We start from the raw sequence: 19,429 nt of genomic DNA on the forward strand, positions 1-19,429 counted from the left end.
AAAAGGCGACGGCAGCGATGTCCGCTGCCGTCGCCCATAACATCTTTCCAGCGCTGAAGGCTCAGGTGGGCTTGAGCGACTGCGTTCCGAGATCGAAATCGGCGATCTCCCTGGTCCGCTTCGAGTCGGCCTTGGCCTGGTGGTCGGTAGCCAGCCAGACATAGACCGCCGGCAGCACGAACAGCGTGAACAGCGTGCCGATCGACATGCCGGAGACCACGACAAGACCGATCGAGAAGCGGCTCGCCGCACCGGCGCCGGTTGCGGTCAGCAGCGGGATCAGGCCGGTGACCATCGCCGCCGTCGTCATCAGGATCGGACGCAGCCGGATGCGGGCCGCCATCTCGATTGCCGATCGCTTGTCGAGACCTTCCTTGAGCTGCAATTCGTTGGCGAACTCCACCATCAGGATGCCGTGCTTGGTGATGAGGCCGACCAGCGTCAGCAACCCGACCTGGGTATAGATGTTGATGGTGGCCACGCCGAAGAACAGCGGGATCAGCGCACCGACGATCGCCATGGGAACGCTGATCATGATGACCAGCGGATCACGCAAGCTTTCGAACTGCGCCGCCAGCACCAGGAAGATGATGATCAGCGCGAAGCCAAAGGTGATCGCAAGCTGGTTGCCTTCCTGCACATATTGGCGGGAGTCGGCCAGATAGTCGTGACCGAAGCCGGCGGGCAACTTTTTCGCTTCGCCCTCCAGGAAGTCCACCGCCTGCCCGACCGTCACGCCCGGCATCGGCACCGCCTGGAAGGTCGCGGAATTAAGCTGGTTGTAATGCGTCAGCGCATTCGGATCAGTGCCGGTCTCGATCGACACGATGGTCGACAGCGGCACCAGTTGCCCGGTGTTGGTCGGGACATAGTAACCGCCGAGCGATTCCGGCGACAGCCGCATGCCGCGGGGCACCTGCGGGATCACCTGATAGGACCGTCCCTCGAGGTTGAAGCGGTTGACGTAATTGCCGCCCAGGAGCGTCTGCAGCGTGGCGCCGACCTGCGCCATGTTGATGCCGAGATCGCTGGCCTTGGAACGATCAATGGAGACGCGCACCACCGGCTGATTGAAATCGAGGTCGCTGTCGGACACGATGAACAAGCCGCTCTTGCGTGCGGCCTCTTTCAGCTTGTTCATCTCTTCGTAGACAGCCTGGAAGCCGGCGGTCGAATTGATCACCATCTGTATCGGCAGACCGCCCGGCCCGCCCGGAAGCGGCGGCAGGTTGAACGCAAACGCCTGAACACCTTCGATCTTGCTCAGTTCGGCCTGCACCAGTGGCTTCAACTGGATCGAGGAACGCTCACGCTCGTCCCATGGTTTGAGCAGCATGCCGGCGATGCCGCCCTGCGGGCCGGTGATGCCGTTGAGGACGAAGCGGAGATCGGTCTCGGGAAATTGGGCGAACGCCTTATCGAGCTTCTCGCCGTAAAAATCGACATAGTCGATGTTGGCGTATTTCGGCGCCTTGGTCACCGAGAACACGATGCCCTGATCTTCTTCGGGCGCCAGCTCCTTGGAGGTGTTCATGTAGAGGAAGCCCACCAGACCGAGGATCGTCAGTGCGAACACACCGGTGATCGGACGATAATCGAGCGAGCGGTCGAGCTGGCGGCCGTACCAGCGCGTCATCGCACCGAACACCCGGTTGACCAGCCTGGCGAACCGCCCCTCGTCCGCGCTTTTCAAAAGAACCGAGCACATCATCGGCGACAGCGTTAGCGCGATCACGCCGGATACGATCACCGAGCCCGCGAGCGTGAAGGCGAATTCGCGGAACAGCGAACCGGTCAGGCCGCCGAGGAAACCGATCGGCGCGTACACGGCCGCCAGCGTGATCGTCATCGAGATCACGGGGCCGACGATTTCGCGCGCGCCCTGCAGCGACGCCTGTACTGGCGTTTTTCCTTCCTCCAGATGTCGATGGATATTTTCGACCACAACGATGGCGTCGTCGACCACCAGTCCGATCGCCAGCACCATCGCCAGCAGCGTCAGAAGATTGAAGCTGAAGCCCATCGCCAGCATCAAGCTGCAGACGCCGATCAGCGACAGCGGAATCGTAACCACGGGAATGATGACCGAGCGGAACGAGGCCAGGAACAGGAAGATCACGACCACGACGATCAGCACGGCCTCGATCAGCGTGTTCTTCACCTCGTCGATCGATGACTGAATGAACTTGGTGGAATCATAAGCCACCTTCATCTTCATAGACGGCGGCAGGTTGCGTTCGAGCTCCGGAAACAGCGCGCGCACACCCTTGACCAGCGTCAGCGGGTTGCCTTGCGGCGTTGCCTGCACGCCGATGAAGATCGCTCGCTCGCCGCTGAATGCGACGCTGGCATCCGAGCTTTGGGCGGCAAGTTCGACGGTGGCGATATCCTCGATCCGCACAAAGCCGCCGTCCTTGGACTTGACGATCATCTTCTTGAACTGCTCGAGGTTTCGCAGGTCGGTGTTGGTCTGAACGTTCGAGACGATGAAGTAGCCCTTGGCCTGACCGGCCGCGGCCTGGAAGTTGTTAGCGGCGATCGCCGCCGAGACGTCGCTTGGCGACACGCCGCGCCCCGCCATCCGCAACGGATCGAGCCACAGCCGCATCGCAAATGTTTGCCCGCCGAGAATATCGGCCGACGCCACGCCGTCGACCGTCGACAGCACCGGCTGCACCACGCGGGTCAGATAGTCCGAAATCGCCGACCCCGAGAGTTCATCGCTCGAGAACCCGAGATACATCACCGCCGTGGTCTGACCGGTCGTCTTAACCACGACCGGGTCGTTCGATTCCTTCGGGATCAGATATTTGACCGAATTCACCTTGGCGAGAACTTCGGTCAGCGCCTGGTTCGGATCGAAATTCAGCTTGACGTAGACCTGGATCGTGCTGGTGCCCTGCACGGACGACGAGGTGATGTAGTCGACACCCTCGGCGGAGGCGACGGCCTGCTCGATCGGCGTGGTGATGAAACCCTGGATCAAATTGGCCGACGCGCCCGGATAGACGGTCGTGACCGTAACCACCGTGTTCGACAGCTTCGGATATTGCCGGATCGGCAATACGCTCGCGGCCCTGAGACCAATCAGCAGGATCAGCAGGCTGACGACGACCGACAGGATCGGACGCTTGATGAAAATATCGGTTAAGGCCATCGCAGATTTATCCCGCTGAGTTCAGCATTTTCGGGCGCGGTCTCATCTCCAGGACCGCCGCCCGCCTTTTCGCCAGCGCGGCCCGCGGGCCGCGCGATCGTCAGTTGTTAGCGGCCGCTAGTAGCGCGGCGGCTTCGCCGGAATCGGCGGCACCGGATCGTTCGAGATCGTCACCGCCGCCCCCGATTGCAGCTTGAGCTGCCCCACGGACACCACGCGGTCGCCGTCCTTCAATCCCTTCAGGATTTCGGCGCGTCCCTCGATGCGCTTGCCGGCCTGCACGAAGGTGCGCGTGACGATGAGGCTGGTCTTGCCGTCCTCTTCCTTCTTCTCGCTGAGGAGGTAGACCGAGTCGCCATAGAGCGTGTAGTCGACCGCGGTTTCGGGCACGGTGACGACCGGCGGCTTATCCGGCAGCACCACGGTGGTGGTGGCGAACATGCCGGGCTTGAGGATGCGATCCGGATTCTGGATCGTCGCCTGCACACGGATGTTGCGCGTCTCGGTCGCGATCTGCGGCTCGATGGTGGTGATCTTGCCCTCGAAGGTGCGGCCCGGATAGGCGTCGACCGCGATACGAACGATCTGGCCGACCTTGAGCTGGCCGGAATCCTTTTCCGTCACGGTGAAGTTGGCAAACAGCACCGACAGATCGGTCAGCGAGACGATCTGCGTGCCGGCCGTGAGATATTGTCCAACCTCGACCTTGCGAACGCCGAGTTCGCCATCGAACGGCGCCCGCACCAGCTTCTGCGAGATGATGGCTTCCGTCTTGGCGATACTGGCGCTGGCCTGATCGAACGCAGCCTGCGCCGTATCCACGGTCGCCTGCGGTCCGACCTGCCGCTCGGCCAATTGCTTGGCGCGATCCAGCGATATCTGCGCCACGCGCTGCTGGGCTTTGAAGTTGGCGAGGTCGCCCTGCTCCGGACCGTCGAACAACTGCACCAGCGGCGTACCCGCCTTCACGGTGGCGCCCGCCGTGAACTGGATTTCGGTGATGCGGCCGTTCACGTCGGAGGTCACGTTGACCTGATGCACGGCGGCGAGATCGCCGACCGCGGTCAAAAGATTCGGAATGGTTTCGGAGTTCGCCGTGGCGATGTTCACGCTGGTTGGCGGCGGCTTGTTGTTCGCGAAGAACTGCGCGATCATCTTGCCACGGAAGTAGTTGAACCAGACTAGACCGCCGACCAGCAAGGCCAGCAGCGTCCCCACGACAATGAACCAGCGCACCATCCGGACCGGCCGCTTGTGCGGCTTGTCGGTAATCGGCTTGCCCGAAATTTTGGGTTCAGTCACGATATTCATGTCATGCACTTTCTGCAGTTACCGATTGTCCCGAATTCGGTGACAGCTCGCCGTCCAGATGAGAAGCAATTGCGGCTTCGGTAAGTCCGATGCCGCGCAGGATGAATTGACAGAGCTGCCGCTCCAGATCGGCGGCGTTGCCGTAGGAAAGACAAGGCACGGCGGGAAGCCGCGACAGTGCCGCCATCAGCACGGTGTGGTGGGCGAACCAGAACAGGTTGAGCGGATCACTGCCGATCCGCGACGCGTCGCCCGCCGCTACAGCGCTTTCGATCGATGCGCCAAACACCGGGCCGATCAGGCCGCCGATCTTGTCGTAGAGCAGACGCGCGAACTCGCCATCGTCGAGATGGCTCGTCGTCATCAGCCGCAGCCGCTGCGCTTCCTCCTGATCCGACCCGTCGGACACTTCCATGAAATGGCCAACCATGCCCTTGACCAGTTCAACCAGTGTGGCAGTTGAGGGCTCCTGGCCGAGCAGGTGCGCGAAATCCGGATCGGCCTCGCACTCCTCCGCGAGGATCTCGGCGTAGAGTGCGGCCTTGGAGGGGAAGTGTTTGAACAACAGCCCTTCTGAAATAGCCGCGGCCGCCGCCACGCTCTTGGTCGTGGTGCCGGCAAAGCCGTTACGGGCGAAGCATCGCTTGGCAGCGCTCAGGATCAATTGGCGCCGCAAGTCACTGGTCATACGCAGGTTAGACATGGGGGCGTGAGTAATCACTCACCTTGACGAAGTCAAGGATCTATTGCAGCGCACCAAACGAATTCTCTTGCGGGGTGACGTCAAAGACACAGCTTCATCGCCTTGTTCGAGCACCATTTTTCCGGGAATCCGGCGCTCGCCTTGCCGGCTCATCCCGGATCGGCCGCAACCCGAACGCGCCACCGATGGCGCAGGCCTGGAAGCTGCGCTCCGGCTTGACGCCTTGGGTACGGCGTTTAAGGTAGTTGCAAATGAGACTAATTTGACAGTCGCTTACCTAATCTTCCCGAAAGAGTATGGCGGGCCATGAATTTGGATGCGCGCGAACTGGCGGCCACCTTCGACCTCGAAAAGCTGACGCCGGAGTTCTACACCGACCCCTACCCGACCTATCGCGCGCTGCGCGAGACCGATCCGGTCAAGCGGCTGCCGAACGGCTCGTATTTCCTGACCCGCTACGACGACCTGGTTGCAGCCTACAAGAACACCAAGGCCTTCTCTTCGGACAAGAAGAAGGAGTTCTCGCCGAAGTACGGTAACTCCCTGCTCTACGAGCACCACACCACGAGCCTCGTCTTCAACGATCCCCCCGCCCACACCCGCGTCCGCCGCCTGATCATGGGGGCGCTCTCGCCGCGCGCGATCGCCGGCATGGAGCCCGATCTGGTCAGCTTGGTCGAGCGCCTCCTCGACGCCATGGCCGCCAAGGGTAAGGTGGACCTGATCGACGATTTCGCCGCCGCGATCCCGATCGAAGTGATCGGCAACCTGCTCGACGTCCCCGAGGACGAGCGCGAGCCCTTGCGCGACTGGTCGCTGGCCATCCTTGGCGCGCTGGAGCCGGTGATCGGCCCGGACGTCTTTGCCCGCGGCAACAAGGCGGTGGAGGACTTCCTGTCGTACCTCGAAGGGCTGGTGGCGCGGCGACGGGCCAAGCCCGGCAATCCCGACCGCGATGTGCTGACCCGGCTGATTCAGGGCGAAGACAATGGCGAGCGGCTGACCGAAAAGGAGCTGCTGCACAACTGCATCTTCCTGCTCAATGCCGGCCATGAGACCACCACCAATTTGATCGGCAATGGGCTGGTGGCGCTGTCGAACCACGCAGCCGAGAAACGGCGGTTGATCGAGAATCCCGCGCTGATCAAGACCGCGGTCGAGGAAATGCTGCGGTTCGAGAGCTCCAACCAGCTCGGCAACCGCATGACCGTCGAGCCGTTCGACCTCGGCGGCATCGCGATGCCGCCGGGCACGCCGGTGACGCTGTGCATCGGCGCCGCCAACCGCGACCCCGCTCAGTTCGCCGATCCCGAACGTTTCGATATCGGCCGTACGCCGAACCGGCATCTGGCCTTCGGCACCGGCGCGCATCAATGCGCCGGCATGGCGCTGGCCCGGCTCGAAGGCGCGATCGCGATCTCGCGTTTCCTCGCACGCTTTCCGGATTATGAGCTCGCCGGCGAGCCGGTCCGCGGCGGCCGTGTGCGCTTCCGCGGATTCTTGAGCGTGCCCTGCGAGATCGGCTAGGGCTGTGACGAATTGCGGCAGTCCCGCATTGCAAAATCGAAAACGCACGTCATAGAGCCAGGCGAACGATTTCTGCGCTTGCGCGTTGATGTTTCCGGGTGGCGAAGCACGAGGGAGTTGAGATCATGCTTCCGCTCGCTGTTCGCGTTACAGCGTTTTTTCTTGGTGTGTCCGCGATCGCGGTGAGCACCGGCTCGTTCGCCCAAATCCGAGCCCCGGGGGGCGGGGCTGCGCCAGCAGCACCACCTGCCATGGCCCGCCCAGCAGCACCACCAGCCGCGATGGCCCGCCCGGCGGCACCTCCGGCCATGGCGCGCCCTGCCGCACCGGCGTTCCGTGCGGCTCCCGCGCCACAGCGTCCAGCCATGGCCCCGCATGCGGCGCCGCGTATCGCCACGCCACCGCGACCGGCCGCACCGCGCGTTGCAGGACCACGACCCGAGATCCAACGTGCCGCGCCGCCGCAGCGACCGGCGATGACAAGACATCCCGAGCCGCGCATCGCTGCACCATCGCGCCCGAGCACATCACCCGCTGGGGACGCCCGGTCGTCGCGAAAGGAACAGATCGAAACGCGGGCGCCGCAGCGTGAGCAGCGCATCCAGCAGCGGCAGCAAATGGTGCAGGAGCGGCAGCGCGACATGCTGTCGCGCCAAAGCACAGCGCGGCAGAGCCGCATCGATCGCTTGCAACAGCGCGTGCAGCAATTGCAGTCGCAAAATCCGGAAGGCCGTCGGGCGCAACGCGCGCAGGACCGATTGCTGCAGACACAGAACCGTCTGCTCCAGCGCGAACAACGCCTGCAGCAAGGCGACCAGGCACGCCTGCAGCGGCTGGGACCGCAGCCTTCGGCTGAACGATCCGCTGCTGCTGCTGCCGCCGCGCAGGCTGCGGCCCGTGGACGGTTTGCTGCGCACTTCCGTAGCAATGATGCCTTGCAAGCCCGAACCGCGCTCATGGCCCGCGAGAACCGCTGGGCTCCCCGCCACGCCTGGCGGAAGGGGCACCGCGCTGCGTTTGTGGCCTGGCTTGGCCCGGTGTTCTGGCCCTACGCCTATTCCGACATCTTCAACTACACCTTCTGGCCCACCGCCTACGACCCCGGCTATTGGGCCTACGCTTACGACGACTTCGTCGACACGGTGTTCTGGGGTGCTGATACCCCGTATTCCGCTTACGCCCGATATCCGGAACCTGGCGCTGCGGTCACCGATTATCGAGCGCGCGGACGCGCAAGCGTCAGCTCACGGACTCTCCGGCAATTGTGCGAAGGTCCGGACAAGGGCGTGACCGCCTGGCCGATCGAGGAGATCGCGCGGGCAGTACAGCCGAGGCCCGAGCAGCGCGCCCTGCTTGATGAATTGAAGGCCGCCGCGGCAAAGGCGGCCGACGTGTTCAGCTGCGCCGATTCCTATGCGATGACGCCACCCGGTCGCCTGCGGGCGATGACGAATCGCGTAAGCGCAACGCTCGACGCGGTAAAGATCGTACGGCCGGCACTGGAACAGTTCTATAATTCACTGAACGACGAGCAAAAGGCGCGTTTCAACGCGCTCGGCCCGAACGTCGGCGACCGGGCGCAACAGCAGCCGCAGCAGGAAGCGAATGCTGATGCCGAGAAGTGCGGTGAGCCGAAGTCCAGCCTCACGCAGCTTCCGATCGAGCGGATCGAGGCGGTGATACATCCGGCTGGCAAGCAAAAGGAAGCGCTCGACCGCTTGAGCCAGGCGACGAAGAATGCGGTTGAACGGTTACAGGCCGCCTGCCCCGACGACGTACCGCTCACACCGCTCGGACGGCTGGAGGCAATGGAAAAGCGGCTTGACGCCATGGTGCAGGCGGCCGCGCTGGTGCAGCCGGCATTGGATGAGTTCTATGCCGCGCTGAGCAACGAGCAGAAGGCGCGCTTCAATACGCTGCCACAGATCGCAAGTCCCTAACCGGAACCCAATCCCTTGGCTGACGAGGTGATCGAATGAGTCAACGGCACTTCAGCACGCTTTTCGCTTGGCCAACGTCCAGCCGGCGAGGCACACGTTTGCGGCACAGTAGTCGGATCTTACTGATAGGCGCATTGGGCGGAATCTGCATGCTTCCATCATCTTCTGCCCTGCCTCAGGCGTCGCAAGGTGCGGAGAGCGCTTCAGGGCAACTGGCGTTCAACAATGCCTGCCGAACGTGTCACATGGTGAGGGAGGGCGACAATCGGCTGGGCCCCAACCTGCACAAGATTGTCGGACGGAAAGCAGGGTCGCTACCGGACTACGGGTTTTCCAGCGCAATGAAGGAGGCAGGCTTCGTGTGGGATGAAGAGAAGCTCGATCGCTTCATTGCAAATCCCGACGAGGTCGTACCCGGCAACAGCATGAAGCCGTATGGCGGCCTCTCATCGAGCGACGATCGAAAAAAGATCATCGCCTACCTCGCTCAATCGCGATAACGCCGCAGCGTCCGGCCAGTGCGCGCCGGCGGTCGTGCTCGCTTCCTGCGAGGTCGGTGAATTCCGACCCACGCAGCAGCCCTAATTGCCGGCGGTGTTGAAGCGGGAGAGATCGCAATCCCGTTCGGCATATCTCACGCGGCGCAGACCCTCGCGGTCTTCTACCACGACCGGCCGGCAGCGTTCTTTCCAGGCGGCCTGGGCGGCTTCATCGGCCTTCAGCTCTTCGGCTGTCCGGGGCGCGATCTTCACGGTGCCGCCGCTGCCGACGTAGAAGTTGGTTTGCTGGCTGGGAAGCAGCGGCGCGCCGGAGGCAATGGCCGCGGCCTTGGCATCCGCTGCAGCCCGCGCCGCGCGAGCGGCCTGGGCGGCAGCCGCGGCATTGCCGTGATCCATCGCGAATTGCGCGGACGCGGACGATACCGAAGCGACGACAATCGAGATTGCGATGAAGACGCGCATTGACACTGCCTCTTGAAATGAATGCCGAACGTCAGGAATGCCCGACAAGCATTGAGGCGGCGTAAAGCGGCGTAACTAACCGGGTCGCAATTTGGTCGATAAAGATTTAGCGGTCTTTCGGGCGCGACAAGGCGCCGGAATTCGTCGAGCCAGCGGGCTCGGAATGCTCCTCGCTGGTTGCGAGGAGCGAAAGCGCGTTACTCGCTGCGGCCGAACTCGCAGCCCTTGCGGGCGTAAACCAGGCGGACGACACCTTCGTCATCGTAGGTGCGTTTCGGCTTGCAGAACGCTTCCCATTTCTCGATGCTGGCGCGCCTTGCCTTTTCGTCTTCCTGATCCTGCGCCGCGTTGCGCGGCGGATCGTCCAGGTAGGACGTCGTGCACACCCTGCCATAGAACTTGCTATGGGTGCAGCGTTCCACAACCTGCCAGGCCTGCGCCGACGTCGACAGCAGGGCGAGGGTCGCAATTGCGTAAAGGATTTTCATGTTGTCGCTCATCGCTATCGGAGACGTTCTCCGTGCGGAGTAGCTAGCGCCGGAGTTCTCGCGGGCGCAACGGTAACCCTTTGTTAATCTAAATAGCCGCGCAAAAGGTTAAATCTGGAACCGCGCGCTGTCTCTTCGCGCTACGCTATCAGAAAAGAGAACGCGCGGCAGTTCACATATGAGACAACACCGTCCGCCATTGAGACAGCGAACAAGCCGGTTCGATTGACTGTTGCTAAACGACGCTCCGATGCCGCTCGATGCAAATCTTCAAAACCTCGTCCATCGGCTTTCCCCACCAGTCGTTGGAGAAGATTTCGATCTCGGAATAGCCGGCAAAGCCCTGTGCCTCGACCGCCGCTCGCACAGATGTGACGTCGATGACGCCGTCACCCATCATGCCGCGGTCATTGAGGATGTCTTTCGTGGGCACCAGCCAGTCGCAGACGTGAAACGCGAGCAGGCGATCCTTTCCCGCGCGCGCGATCTGCGGCATCAACTCCGGATCCCACCAGATGTGATAGACGTCGAGCGCGACGCCGAGGGCGCCGGTGCGCTGCGGATCGAGCTGGTCGCAAATATCCAGCGCCTGCTTCGTCGTATTCACGCAAGCACGGTCCGCTGCATAGGCCGGATGCAAGGGCTCGATCGCCAGCGGCATGTCGGCCGCTTTCGCATATTCCAGCATTTCGGATATGGCGTCGTGGACTTGCGTCCGCGCGCCTGCAATGTCCTTTGAGGGCGCGCTTCCCGGGCGTGAATATTGCGGCAGGCCGCCGACGACCAGCACGATGCAGGGCGCGCCCAGCGCCTGGGCTTCGTCGACGGCGCGGCGATTGTCGTCACGCGCCTCGATGCGGCGCGCCGCATCCGCCGTAAACATGCCGCCGCGGCAGTAGCCAGACAATTCCAGCCCGGCGTCGCGGACGGCTCGAACCGCGCGCTCGAGGCCAACAGCGGCAACCTGGTCGCGCCAGGGATCGATGGCGCGGATGCCATGGCGCGCGCAGGCGTCGATGATCTGAACGAGATCGCCCTGCTTGCGAACCGTCGCCGTATTCAGCGACAGCCAGCGATGATCGGAAGAAAAATCGCGCATCAGTCCTCGATGCCGCGCGTTGCCAGCACCGTCTTCATGCGCCGTGTCGCCATTTCAGGGTTGGAGAGCAGCCCTGCTTTATCGGCCAACCGAAACAGTTCGGCCAGATGCAGCGTCGAGCGCGTGCTCTCCTGCCCGCCGACCATGGTGAAATGGTCCTGATGGCCGTTGAGATAGGCCATGAACACAATGCCGGTCTTGTAGAACCGCGTCGGCGCCCGGAAGATATGGCGCGACAACGGCACGGTCGGCCCCAGCACGTCGTGGAAGCCCGCCTCGTTGCCGGCCGCGAGCCGCGACAGCGCATAGGACGCCGCCGGCGCGATGGCATCGAAAATACCCAGTAGCGCGTGCGAAAAGCCTTTGTCGTCGCCGGCGATCAATTCGGCATAGTTGAAATCGTCGCCGGTATACATCTTGATGTTATTGGCCAGCCGCCGGCGCATGTCGATCTCGCGCTGCTTGTCGAGCAGCGAGACTTTTACGCCATCAACTTTGGCCGCATTGGCGTTGATGATGGCGACCGCGGTATCCATCGCCTTGTCGAGGTCGGAAGTGCCCCAATAGCCTGATAATGCCGGGTCGAACATGTCGCCGAGCCAGTGGATGATCACCGGCTCGCGAACCTGCGACAGCACACGGTCATAGACTTTTGCGTAGTCGTCGGCGCTGCGGCCGAGTTTTGCGAGTGCGCGCGAAGCCATCAGGATGATCCGGCCGCCAGCCTTCTCCACCGCCGCGATCTGTTCCTCATAGGCACGAATGACGTCGTCGACGGTCCTGGCATCTTCCACCGCGAGGTGGTCGGTGCCGGCGCCGGAAAACACCAGCGCGTTGCCCTTGGCCTTTGCCGCCTTCACCGAGCGCTGGATCAACTCCAGCGAGGTCGGCCAGTCCAGCCCCATGCCGCGCTGCGCGGTGTCCATCGCCTCCGCGACGCCGAGGCCGAGGTCCCAGACGTGCTCTCGGAACGCAATGGTCCGGTCCCAGTCGATCGCGGCGCTAAGCCAGGGATCGTTATCCGCCAGCGGATCGGCGACCACATGCGCGGCCGAGAACGCCACACGATTAAGCGTGCCTTCGAGCTTCGCCGGAAACGTCCGCGACGCCGCCAGGCGATAGGTTTCGATCGAACGGTTCGCCGTCGGCAGTTTCAGTGACAGCGAAGACATCGGCAGGACGGGCTTGTTCATGGTTGGGCCTCCTCACACCTTGATCGGGGCAACGTCGATCCAACGCCGCTCGCGCCAGCTCTGCAGCGCGCATTCGGCGAGTTGCACACCCTTGGCGCCTTCCAGCAGCGTGAACTTGTAGGGCGCGTCCTCGCAGACGTGGCGGATGAACATCTCCCACTGCTCCTTGAAGCCGTTGTCATAGACGACGTTTTCGGGAACCTTCTGCCAGTCGGCGTAGAAATCATGGGTGCGCTTCTCGTCCGGATTCCACACCGGGCGCGGCGTCGCCTGCCGCGCCTGGATCACGCAATCCGTCAGGCCCGCCACCGCCGAGCCGTGGGTGCCGTCGACCTGGAAGGTGACGAGATCGTCGCGATAGACCCGCGTCACCCAGGACATATTGATATGCGCGATCACGCCGCCCTTGAGGCGGAAGGTGGCATAGGCGGAATCATCGGCGGTCGCCGTGTACGTCTTGCCCTTCTCGTCGAGACGTTCGGGGATATCGGTCGTTCCGAGGCAAGAGATGCTCTCGACTTCGCCGAAGAGATTGTCGAGCACGTAGCGCCAGTGGCAGACCATGTCGAGGATGATACCGCCGCCGTCCTCGCTGCGATAATTCCACGACGGCCGCTGCGCCTCCTGCCAGCCGCCTTCGAACACCCAGTAGCCGAACTCGCCGCGCACCGAGAGCATGCGGCCGAAGAAGCCGGAATCGCGCAGGAAGGCGAGCTTCTTCAACCCCGGCAGAAACAGCTTGTCCTGCACTGTGCCATGCTTGACGCCCCTGGCGTTGGCGAGCTTGAGGACCGCCACCGCCTCTTCCAGGTTGGTCGCGATCGGCTTTTCGCAATAGACGTGCTTGCCGGCGTTGATCGCCTTGGTCAGCAGCGAGGGACGCGCCTGCGTGGTCGCGGCATCGAAGAAGATCGTATCGTTCTTGTCGGCCAGCGCCTTGTCGAGATCGGTCGACCAGCGCTCGACGCTGAAGCGCTTGGCGAGCCGCTCGACCTTGTCCGCGTCGCGGCCGATCAGGATCGGGTCGGGCAGCATGCGGTCACCGTTAGACAGCAGAACGCCACCCTGGTCGCGGATCGCGATGATGGAGCGGATCAGGTGCTGGTTGAGCCCCATCCGGCCGGTCACGCCGTTCATGATCAGGCCGAGGCGTTTGGTCGTCATACTGCTTTCTCCAAAGAAATTCTTGCTGTTGGCTGCACGAGCGGCGACATCGCGGACCAGTCCGGATGTACTGCCGTGGCGAAGCCCGGTGTCGTCAGCGATCCCGTCAAGAGATCGCCGTCATGGATCGCGAGCCGAATCTTGTCGCCGTCGCGGACATAGAGATCGGGATGCGCTGACAGGAACGCTTCCGCCTCCGCGGCCGGCGTATCGCCAAAGCCGTCGACGTAGTGATGGCCGTTACGCTCGGCATGGGTGACGCCGATCAGCGCGCCGAGCGCGAGATCCTGCTGCACCGCCAGTCCCGCCTGACAGGTCAGGTCCTCACCTGCGATGAAGCATTTTTCACCGGCGGCACTCCATTTGGCCGCGCGCGTCGCATTGATCACCGACTTGTAGATGCCCTTGCAGGATTTCGAGGAAATGCCGCGATAGCCGAGCGCCCGTGCGACCGGAAACGCGTCATAGGAGTCGTCGGCTTCGTCAACGATGAAATCGCGCCGCGCCAGCCCTCCGAGCGGCGATTGGCGCGTGATGTCGCGCGGCATCGGCTGCTCGATGTACAGGAGATTTGCTGCGATCGGCTGCAGCGCAGCGTCACGATCGAGCCGCTCGACCAACGAGCTTAGCGCCGCGAGATCGGCATATTGCTCATTGGCATCCAGCGTGACGCGGTAATCGTACGGCAGCGCGGCGAGTTCCTTGCCGATCCTGATCAGGCGATCCGCATCGTGTGCGGGATCGCCGTTAAGTTTCAGCTTGAAATAGCGCGCGCCGGCGTTTTCCTTCGTGTCGGCGACACCGCCCTCGCCTTCGACCTTGTCATCCATACCGACCGTGTGCCGGATCGCGACCCGCGCCAACCCCTTGCGGCCTGCGAGAAACTGCGACACGTCGGCATCGGTCAGATCGCGCGACAGGCGTGCGTCGATGCCGGCAACATTTGCCGCCATGCCATCAAAGAAGTTGGCGCCCGTACAGCGCAGCAGCGCGTCAAGGATCGCCTTGTCGATTTCGGCCGGCCCGTAAGCCGCCGCCAGCGGCGGAATGTCTTCCCTGGCGCAGGCCTCGACCTGCGCACCGATGCAGGCGGCGTGGAGGCCGAACGCCGTCTCAAAGCTGGAGCGCGCCAGATAGATGTCTCGCGCGATCATCAGCGAGCGTCGCAGCTCGGTAACCGTCTCCTCCGGCGAAAGATGCGGCCGCTTGTCGAACCACTTCGGCACCAGAAATTCGGCGCTGGCCCCTGTCGCCCTGCCCTTGCCTTCGACCTCGATCTCGACGCGCACAAAAGCCTGCGGCGTCGCGTTGATGACGACCGCGCCGAACCGGAACGGCCGGGCGAAAGTGACCGGGCGTTCAAAGAACGATATATCGCGTACGGCCAAGCGATAGGGCATCGAGCCAGCTCTCAGTCCAGCGCGCTTTGGGTGAAGAAATGCTTGCGAATGCGCTGCACCAGTTCGGTGAAGGCGGGATCGGCCATCGCGTCCAGCGAACGCGGGCGCGGCAGCGGCACGTCGTAGATCGCCGCGATCGCGCCGGGCCGCTCGGTCATGACCAGCACGCGGTCGGCGAGGAATACCGCTTCCGGAATCGAATGCGTGATCAGCAGCACGGTCTTGCCGGTTTCGCGCTGGATGCGCATCAGTTCGACGTTCATCTTCTCGCGCGTCATGGCGTCGAGCGCGCCGAACGGCTCGTCCATCAGCATGATCTTGGGATCGTGCACCAGCGCCCGGCAGATCGAGGCGCGCTGCTGCATGCCGCCGGACAATTGCCACGGCAGCTTCTTCTCGAAACCTTCCAGGCCGACCAACTTCAACAGCGCTTTCGCCCGCGGCAAATATTCGTCGCGCGGCAGCCTCTTCATGTCGATCGGCAACATCACGTTGGACAAGATGTTGCGCCAGGGCAGCAGCAGCGCGTTCTGGAACACGATGCCGACATTGCCGTGCGGCTTCGTGACCTGCTCGCCCTCGACCAGGATTTCACCGGTCGATGGCGCCAGAAGCCCGGAGATCATCTTCAGGAGCGTGGACTTGCCGCAACCGGACGGGCCGACCACGACAAAGAACTCACCCTCGTTGATGTGGAAATCCAGCGGCCGCAGCGACGGCACGTCGCCGTCGCGGGAACGATAGGTTTTTGAGACGCCTGATAGCGTGATGCCCGACGCAGCGCCGCCGGCGCGATCCGACACCAGGCGCAGATGCGCGCCTGGCTGATCGATCTCGGTGGGTTTGGTCGCGGGGTTCATTCAGCCAAGTCCATTCTAGAAAGGTCCTCTCCGCCCGTCGTCCCTGCGAACGCAGGGACCCATACGCCGTGCCCTGTCGTTTGGGCACGGGGGCGGAGACCTTCTGCAACAACGCAGGCCGGTGGCTATGGGTCCCTGCTCCGTGCGCAACCGCGCACTCGGCAGGGACGACGATAGGTCAATCATCAATCACTCACGAACCGCCCTGCGGCAGGTAGTCGTTGGTGTAAAACGCCTTCGGATTGTCCTTGGCCTTGGCATCCAATCCGCCATATTCGACCATCAGGTTTACCGTGTCGGTCATGTTCTGATCGGTCACCTGAAACGGCCGCTTGCCCTTGGTTTCCGCCGTGCGGTAGAGCGGGATCGTCAGCTCAAAGCCCTTCGTCAGCGTCTCGATCTTGCCGCCCTTCGGGTTGGCGTCGAGGATCGACTGCGCCGCGCCCTTGGCATCCTTCTCGGCGGCTTCGACCGCCTTGGTCGTCGCCGACATGAAGCGCTTGACGAGGTCCGCATTGGCCTTGACGAACTCGGTGTTGGCGACGACGCCCGAGCAGACCATGTTGATGCCGTAGTCGGCGAACTTGATGGCGTTGACGTCCTTGCCCGTGGCGTCCTTGATCTTCATCGACTGGTCCATGACGTAACCGAGCAGAAGGTCAGCCTGGCCGTTGATCACGGCGTTCAGCTTGGTCTGGCCGTCGCCGGCCACCGTCTGGAAGTCGCTTTCCTTCAGGCCGGTCTTCTTCAGGAACAGCGGCCAGATCTGCGTCATCGAGTCAGCCGGCGTGATCGCCACCGTCTTGCCCTTGATGTCCTCGGGCTTCTTGATGTTCTTTTCGACAAAGCCCATTGCCGACATCGGGCTCGTCTGCAGCAGCACGCCGGTGGCGACGATCGGCGCGCCCTTCACCGCCGCGCGCATCATGGTGGGCACGTCGACATAGCCGAAATTGGCGGTCTTGGCCGCAACCGCCTGCGTGGTCGCCGCCGAACCGCGGCCTTCCTGGATCTCGAGGTCGATGCCCTCGGCCGCATAGATGCCCTTGGCCTTGCCGTAGTAGAACGGCGCGTGCTCGCCATAGACGTACCAGTTCAGCATCAGCACGACCTTGTCGGCGGCCGATGCCGGAAGAACTGAAAGCGCGGTCCAGATCAGGGCGGCGGAGATCGCCGCTATCACTCGTATCATGGTCATCCTCCCGTTGGTGGTGGCGCGGCCCTTGAGGCGGGCCGCTTTCTGGTTTGGCTTACGAAGCAAAGATCATGTCGTCGCGCTGACTGACGTGCCAGGGAATCACGAGGCGTTCGATGCGGTCGACGACCCAGAACAGGACGACGCCAAGCAACGCGAGAATCACCAGCGCTGCAAACATCGTCGGCAGATCGAACGTTCCGATCGAGCGCTGCATCACGTAGCCGATGCCTGAATTGGAGCCGACGAACTCGCCGACCACGGCGCCGACCACGGCGAGCGTGATGGAGACCTTCAGCCCCGAGAAGATCGCGGGCATCGCATGCGGCAGGTTGACGGCGCAAAATACGCGGAAGCGGCTGCCCTGCATGGCTCGCGCGAGATCGACCATATCAGGGTCGACCGATTTGAAGCCCTGCACCGCGGACACCACCACCGGAAAAAACCCGAGGAGGAACGCCGAGATCACTTTCGGGATGATGCCGAAACCGAACCAGACCACGAACAGCGGCGCGATCGCGATCTTCGGCACGGACTGAGAGAACACCAGCAGCGGATAGATATAGCTTTCGACCGTCTTCGATCCCGCGATCAGCATGGCGACGGGAATGCCGAACACCGCCGACAGCAGGAAGCCGCAAATGGTGGCGTAGGTGGTGGGCCAGGCCTGCCGCAACAGCTCCGGCCAATCCGTCCGCAAGACAGCTACGACATCGCCGGGCGCGGGGATTTGGTAGGCCGGAATCTGGAACAGGCGAATGGTGAGGTCCCACATCACCACGATGAAGAGCAGGAACAGAAACGGCCGCACCCACGCTGCGTTCAGCGCTTTCGACAAGCCGCTCTCGCGCTTCAGCTCCGCCACGTCCCGCTCCCTGATGATCGTCTTTTCGGGGAAGAAATTAACCCGTTGGATAAATACTGGCAAGCGGGTTTTCGTGCGGCAATTTGGACTACCGCCGTCGTTCCTGCGAAAGCAGGAACCCATAACCACCGGCGTCAATTGTTACTGCAGGATCAAAGGCTACCGCCTGACATCGAGGGGCCGGGGCGTATGGGTTCCTGCGTTCGCAGGAACGACAGGCTAAACCGGCTGATGCGCCGGCGACCGCACGCCGGGCAATGCCGGCTTGCCGAAATCCGCCGTCGATTTCCCCGTCAGTGCCGCCAGCACCAGCGCCACCATGTGGGCGAGGCGCTCGTCCCTCGCCTCCTTCTTCAGGAGGTCGCGGCCGAAGATCACCGAGAGCGTCGCGCTGTTGGAGAGATAGAAGAAGCAGAGCCCGGCAATCGAAATGTAGAGCTGCACCGGATCGACCGCGACGCGAAAATCGCCGCTTTCGACGCCGCGCGTCACCACCGTGCGGATCATCTCGACGAACGGCGAGTGCATGGATTTGACCTTGGTCGAGCGCTTCAGATGGCGCGCTTTGGCGAGGTTTTCGGTGTTGAGCAGCGCCAGAAATTCCGGATTGCGGAGGAAGTAGTTCCAGGTGAAATCGATCAGCCGCTCGATCGCTTCCGGCGGATCGAGATGTTCGAGATCGAGCCCGCGCTCCTCGGAACGGATCTTCTCATAAGCGCCTTCCAGCACCGCAAGGTAGAGGTCTTCTTTGTTGCCGACGTGGTAATACAGCATGCGCTTGTTGGCGCCGGCGTTGACCGCAATGCGGTCGACGCGGGCGCCGGCCAGGCCATGGGCGGAGAATTCCTGCTTGGCGGCCTCGAGAATGCGGAGCCGCATCCCCTCGGGGTCGCGCTGCCATTTCTGAACGCGTTTTTCCTTTGCCAAATCAATCGCCCGGTAGACACATGATGTCTGCTGTAGCACGCATGGCGCGATTTGAGAACGCGGCGGCATCGCGTTTCCCCTTCTCCCCTTGTGGGAGAAGGTGGCGCGAAGCGCCGGATGAGCGACTATCTTGGAAGTCAAGTTGCATTGGCGTACTGGGCGCGCGCATCGCGTGCTTTTGCGTTGAGGCGGACGAGCAGCTTGCGCGCCAGGGCGATGCGGATGACCATTTTTTCCTTTCCGGCGGCGACCAGTCTTGCGCGGAAGTCAGCGAGGCTTTTGTCGTAACGGGCGGCGATGGCGGCGACCAGGAACAGGATCGAGCGGACACCGGCGCGACCGCCACGGACCGGCCGCTTGCCCCGTCGCTTGCCACTGTCATTGGCGATCGGGGAGACCCCGACGAGCTTGGCAATCGCCTTGTTGGAATAGGTTCCGATCTCCGGCAGATCGGCCATGATCCAGGCAACGGCGCGATCGGCGACGCCCTTGATGGAGCGGAAGGTATCGGAGAGACATGCCCACAGAGAGTCGTCATTGATCATCGAGCCGATCTCGCCCTCAAGGGTGCGGGACTGCCGCTTGAGCAGCGCAATCACTTCGTCGATGCTGGCCAGCATCTCGGCGTCATCGAGCAA

General features: G+C 62.9%; 19 protein-coding genes. 3 read left to right on the forward strand and 16 right to left on the reverse strand.

The window, feature by feature from the left end; all coding sequences use genetic code 11:
• Positions 1 to 61 precede the first annotated feature (61 nt).
• The 3 genes from IVB22_RS20455 to IVB22_RS20465 form a co-directional block, all read right to left on the reverse strand.
• Entirely contained in the window at positions 62 to 3,157 is a 3,096-nt protein-coding gene (locus IVB22_RS20455) for a MexW/MexI family multidrug efflux RND transporter permease subunit (protein ID WP_247519085.1), read from the reverse strand.
• 117 nt (positions 3,158 to 3,274) lie between these two features.
• A complete protein-coding gene (locus IVB22_RS20460) occupies positions 3,275 to 4,468 on the reverse strand; it encodes an efflux RND transporter periplasmic adaptor subunit (protein WP_247519086.1) in 1,194 nt (397 codons plus the stop codon).
• 1 nt (position 4,469) lies between these two features.
• Entirely contained in the window at positions 4,470 to 5,171 is a 702-nt protein-coding gene (locus tag IVB22_RS20465; protein ID WP_247519105.1) for a TetR/AcrR family transcriptional regulator, read from the reverse strand.
• 306 nt (positions 5,172 to 5,477) lie between these two features.
• Between IVB22_RS20465 and IVB22_RS20470 the strand changes: the two genes are divergently transcribed.
• Entirely contained in the window at positions 5,478 to 6,698 is a 1,221-nt protein-coding gene (locus IVB22_RS20470; RefSeq protein WP_247519087.1) for a cytochrome P450, read from the forward strand.
• Positions 6,699 to 6,845: 147 nt separating this feature from the next.
• On the opposite strand, the gene IVB22_RS20475 is transcribed toward IVB22_RS20470, so the two are convergent.
• Both IVB22_RS20475 and IVB22_RS20480 read right to left on the reverse strand, forming a co-directional pair.
• Complete coding sequence (locus tag IVB22_RS20475; protein WP_247519088.1) at positions 6,846 to 7,133, reverse strand: hypothetical protein; 288 nt, start codon at positions 7,131 to 7,133, stop codon at positions 6,846 to 6,848.
• 92 nt (positions 7,134 to 7,225) lie between these two features.
• Positions 7,226 to 7,639 (reverse strand): hypothetical protein, encoded by a 414-nt coding sequence (locus IVB22_RS20480; RefSeq protein WP_247519089.1) that lies wholly within the window; start codon positions 7,637 to 7,639, stop codon positions 7,226 to 7,228.
• A gap of 15 nt (positions 7,640 to 7,654) precedes the next feature.
• Here IVB22_RS20480 and IVB22_RS20485 point away from each other — a divergent pair, with 15 nt between their 5' ends.
• Together IVB22_RS20485 and IVB22_RS20490 are read left to right on the forward strand one after the other, a co-directional pair.
• Complete coding sequence (locus tag IVB22_RS20485; RefSeq protein ID WP_247519090.1) at positions 7,655 to 8,638, forward strand: Spy/CpxP family protein refolding chaperone; 984 nt, start codon at positions 7,655 to 7,657, stop codon at positions 8,636 to 8,638.
• A gap of 149 nt (positions 8,639 to 8,787) precedes the next feature.
• Positions 8,788 to 9,138 carry a cytochrome c family protein gene (locus IVB22_RS20490; protein ID WP_247519091.1) on the forward strand — a complete coding sequence of 117 codons (351 nt, stop codon included), beginning with the start codon at positions 8,788 to 8,790 and terminating at the stop codon, positions 9,136 to 9,138.
• 81 nt (positions 9,139 to 9,219) lie between these two features.
• Here the strand turns inward: IVB22_RS20490 and IVB22_RS20495 are convergent, their stop codons facing one another.
• The 11 genes from IVB22_RS20495 to IVB22_RS20545 all read right to left on the reverse strand — a co-directional run.
• Positions 9,220 to 9,600 carry a hypothetical protein gene (locus tag IVB22_RS20495; RefSeq protein ID WP_247519092.1) on the reverse strand — a complete coding sequence of 127 codons (381 nt, stop codon included), beginning with the start codon at positions 9,598 to 9,600 and terminating at the stop codon, positions 9,220 to 9,222.
• 197 nt (positions 9,601 to 9,797) lie between these two features.
• Positions 9,798 to 10,088: a hypothetical protein gene (locus tag IVB22_RS20500; protein ID WP_247519093.1), complete on the reverse strand. Its 291-nt coding sequence runs from the start codon at positions 10,086 to 10,088 to the stop codon at positions 9,798 to 9,800.
• A gap of 235 nt (positions 10,089 to 10,323) precedes the next feature.
• Positions 10,324 to 11,187 (reverse strand): sugar phosphate isomerase/epimerase, encoded by an 864-nt coding sequence (locus tag IVB22_RS20505; protein ID WP_247519094.1) that lies wholly within the window; start codon positions 11,185 to 11,187, stop codon positions 10,324 to 10,326.
• Complete coding sequence (locus tag IVB22_RS20510) at positions 11,187 to 12,380, reverse strand: dihydrodipicolinate synthase family protein (RefSeq protein WP_247519095.1); 1,194 nt, start codon at positions 12,378 to 12,380, stop codon at positions 11,187 to 11,189. The genes IVB22_RS20505 and IVB22_RS20510 overlap by 1 nt, the downstream gene beginning before the upstream one ends.
• Positions 12,381 to 12,392: 12 nt before the next feature.
• Positions 12,393 to 13,544, reverse strand: coding sequence for a Gfo/Idh/MocA family protein (locus tag IVB22_RS20515; RefSeq protein WP_247519096.1), 1,152 nt, complete (start codon positions 13,542 to 13,544; stop codon positions 12,393 to 12,395).
• On the reverse strand, positions 13,541 to 14,944 hold the full coding sequence (locus IVB22_RS20520) for a hypothetical protein (protein WP_247519097.1): 1,404 nt from the start codon (positions 14,942 to 14,944) through the stop codon (positions 13,541 to 13,543). Before IVB22_RS20520 ends, IVB22_RS20515 begins: the two co-directional genes overlap by 4 nt.
• An 11-nt stretch (positions 14,945 to 14,955) precedes the next feature.
• On the reverse strand, positions 14,956 to 15,804 hold the full coding sequence (locus IVB22_RS20525) for an ABC transporter ATP-binding protein (protein WP_247519098.1): 849 nt from the start codon (positions 15,802 to 15,804) through the stop codon (positions 14,956 to 14,958).
• Positions 15,805 to 15,997: 193 nt separating this feature from the next.
• Positions 15,998 to 16,996 (reverse strand): ABC transporter substrate-binding protein, encoded by a 999-nt coding sequence (locus IVB22_RS20530; protein ID WP_247519099.1) that lies wholly within the window; start codon positions 16,994 to 16,996, stop codon positions 15,998 to 16,000.
• Positions 16,997 to 17,054: 58 nt separating this feature from the next.
• The gene (locus tag IVB22_RS20535; RefSeq protein ID WP_247519100.1) at positions 17,055 to 17,864 is read right to left on the reverse strand and encodes an ABC transporter permease; all 810 of its coding nucleotides are present in this window, start codon (positions 17,862 to 17,864) and stop codon (positions 17,055 to 17,057) included.
• 219 nt (positions 17,865 to 18,083) lie between these two features.
• Positions 18,084 to 18,791 carry a TetR/AcrR family transcriptional regulator gene (locus tag IVB22_RS20540; protein WP_247519101.1) on the reverse strand — a complete coding sequence of 236 codons (708 nt, stop codon included), beginning with the start codon at positions 18,789 to 18,791 and terminating at the stop codon, positions 18,084 to 18,086.
• Positions 18,792 to 18,928: 137 nt separating this feature from the next.
• Positions 18,929 to 19,429, reverse strand: a 501-nt coding sequence (locus tag IVB22_RS20545) for a transposase (RefSeq protein WP_247519102.1), incomplete at its 5' end; no start/stop codon positions are given.

Origin of the sequence: Bradyrhizobium sp. 190, assembly GCF_023073415.1 — a bacterium.
In the GTDB taxonomy this organism is placed as follows: Bacteria; Pseudomonadota; Alphaproteobacteria; order Rhizobiales; family Xanthobacteraceae; genus Bradyrhizobium.

Coding starts and splice junctions, on each gene's coding strand:
- IVB22_RS20485 (WP_247519090.1), top strand. CDS start 7,655: ATGGCCCGCGAGAACCGCTGGGCTCCCCGCCACGCCTGGCGGAAGGGG.
- IVB22_RS20495 (WP_247519092.1), bottom strand. CDS start 9,600: ATGCGCGTCTTCATCGCAATCTCGATTGTCGTCGCTTCGGTATCGTCC.
- IVB22_RS20525 (WP_247519098.1), bottom strand. CDS start 15,804: ATGAACCCCGCGACCAAACCCACCGAGATCGATCAGCCAGGCGCGCAT.
- IVB22_RS20490 (WP_247519091.1), top strand. CDS start 8,788: ATGCTTCCATCATCTTCTGCCCTGCCTCAGGCGTCGCAAGGTGCGGAG.
- IVB22_RS20500 (WP_247519093.1), bottom strand. CDS start 10,088: ATGAAAATCCTTTACGCAATTGCGACCCTCGCCCTGCTGTCGACGTCG.
- IVB22_RS20505 (WP_247519094.1), bottom strand. CDS start 11,187: ATGCGCGATTTTTCTTCCGATCATCGCTGGCTGTCGCTGAATACGGCG.
- IVB22_RS20515 (WP_247519096.1), bottom strand. CDS start 13,544: ATGACGACCAAACGCCTCGGCCTGATCATGAACGGCGTGACCGGCCGG.
- IVB22_RS20530 (WP_247519099.1), bottom strand. CDS start 16,996: ATGATACGAGTGATAGCGGCGATCTCCGCCGCCCTGATCTGGACCGCG.
- IVB22_RS20520 (WP_247519097.1), bottom strand. CDS start 14,944: ATGCCCTATCGCTTGGCCGTACGCGATATATCGTTCTTTGAACGCCCG.
- IVB22_RS20510 (WP_247519095.1), bottom strand. CDS start 12,380: ATGAACAAGCCCGTCCTGCCGATGTCTTCGCTGTCACTGAAACTGCCG.
- IVB22_RS20455 (WP_247519085.1), bottom strand. CDS start 3,157: ATGGCCTTAACCGATATTTTCATCAAGCGTCCGATCCTGTCGGTCGTC.
- IVB22_RS20460 (WP_247519086.1), bottom strand. CDS start 4,468: ATGAATATCGTGACTGAACCCAAAATTTCGGGCAAGCCGATTACCGAC.
- IVB22_RS20465 (WP_247519105.1), bottom strand. CDS start 5,171: ATGTCTAACCTGCGTATGACCAGTGACTTGCGGCGCCAATTGATCCTG.
- IVB22_RS20470 (WP_247519087.1), top strand. CDS start 5,478: ATGAATTTGGATGCGCGCGAACTGGCGGCCACCTTCGACCTCGAAAAG.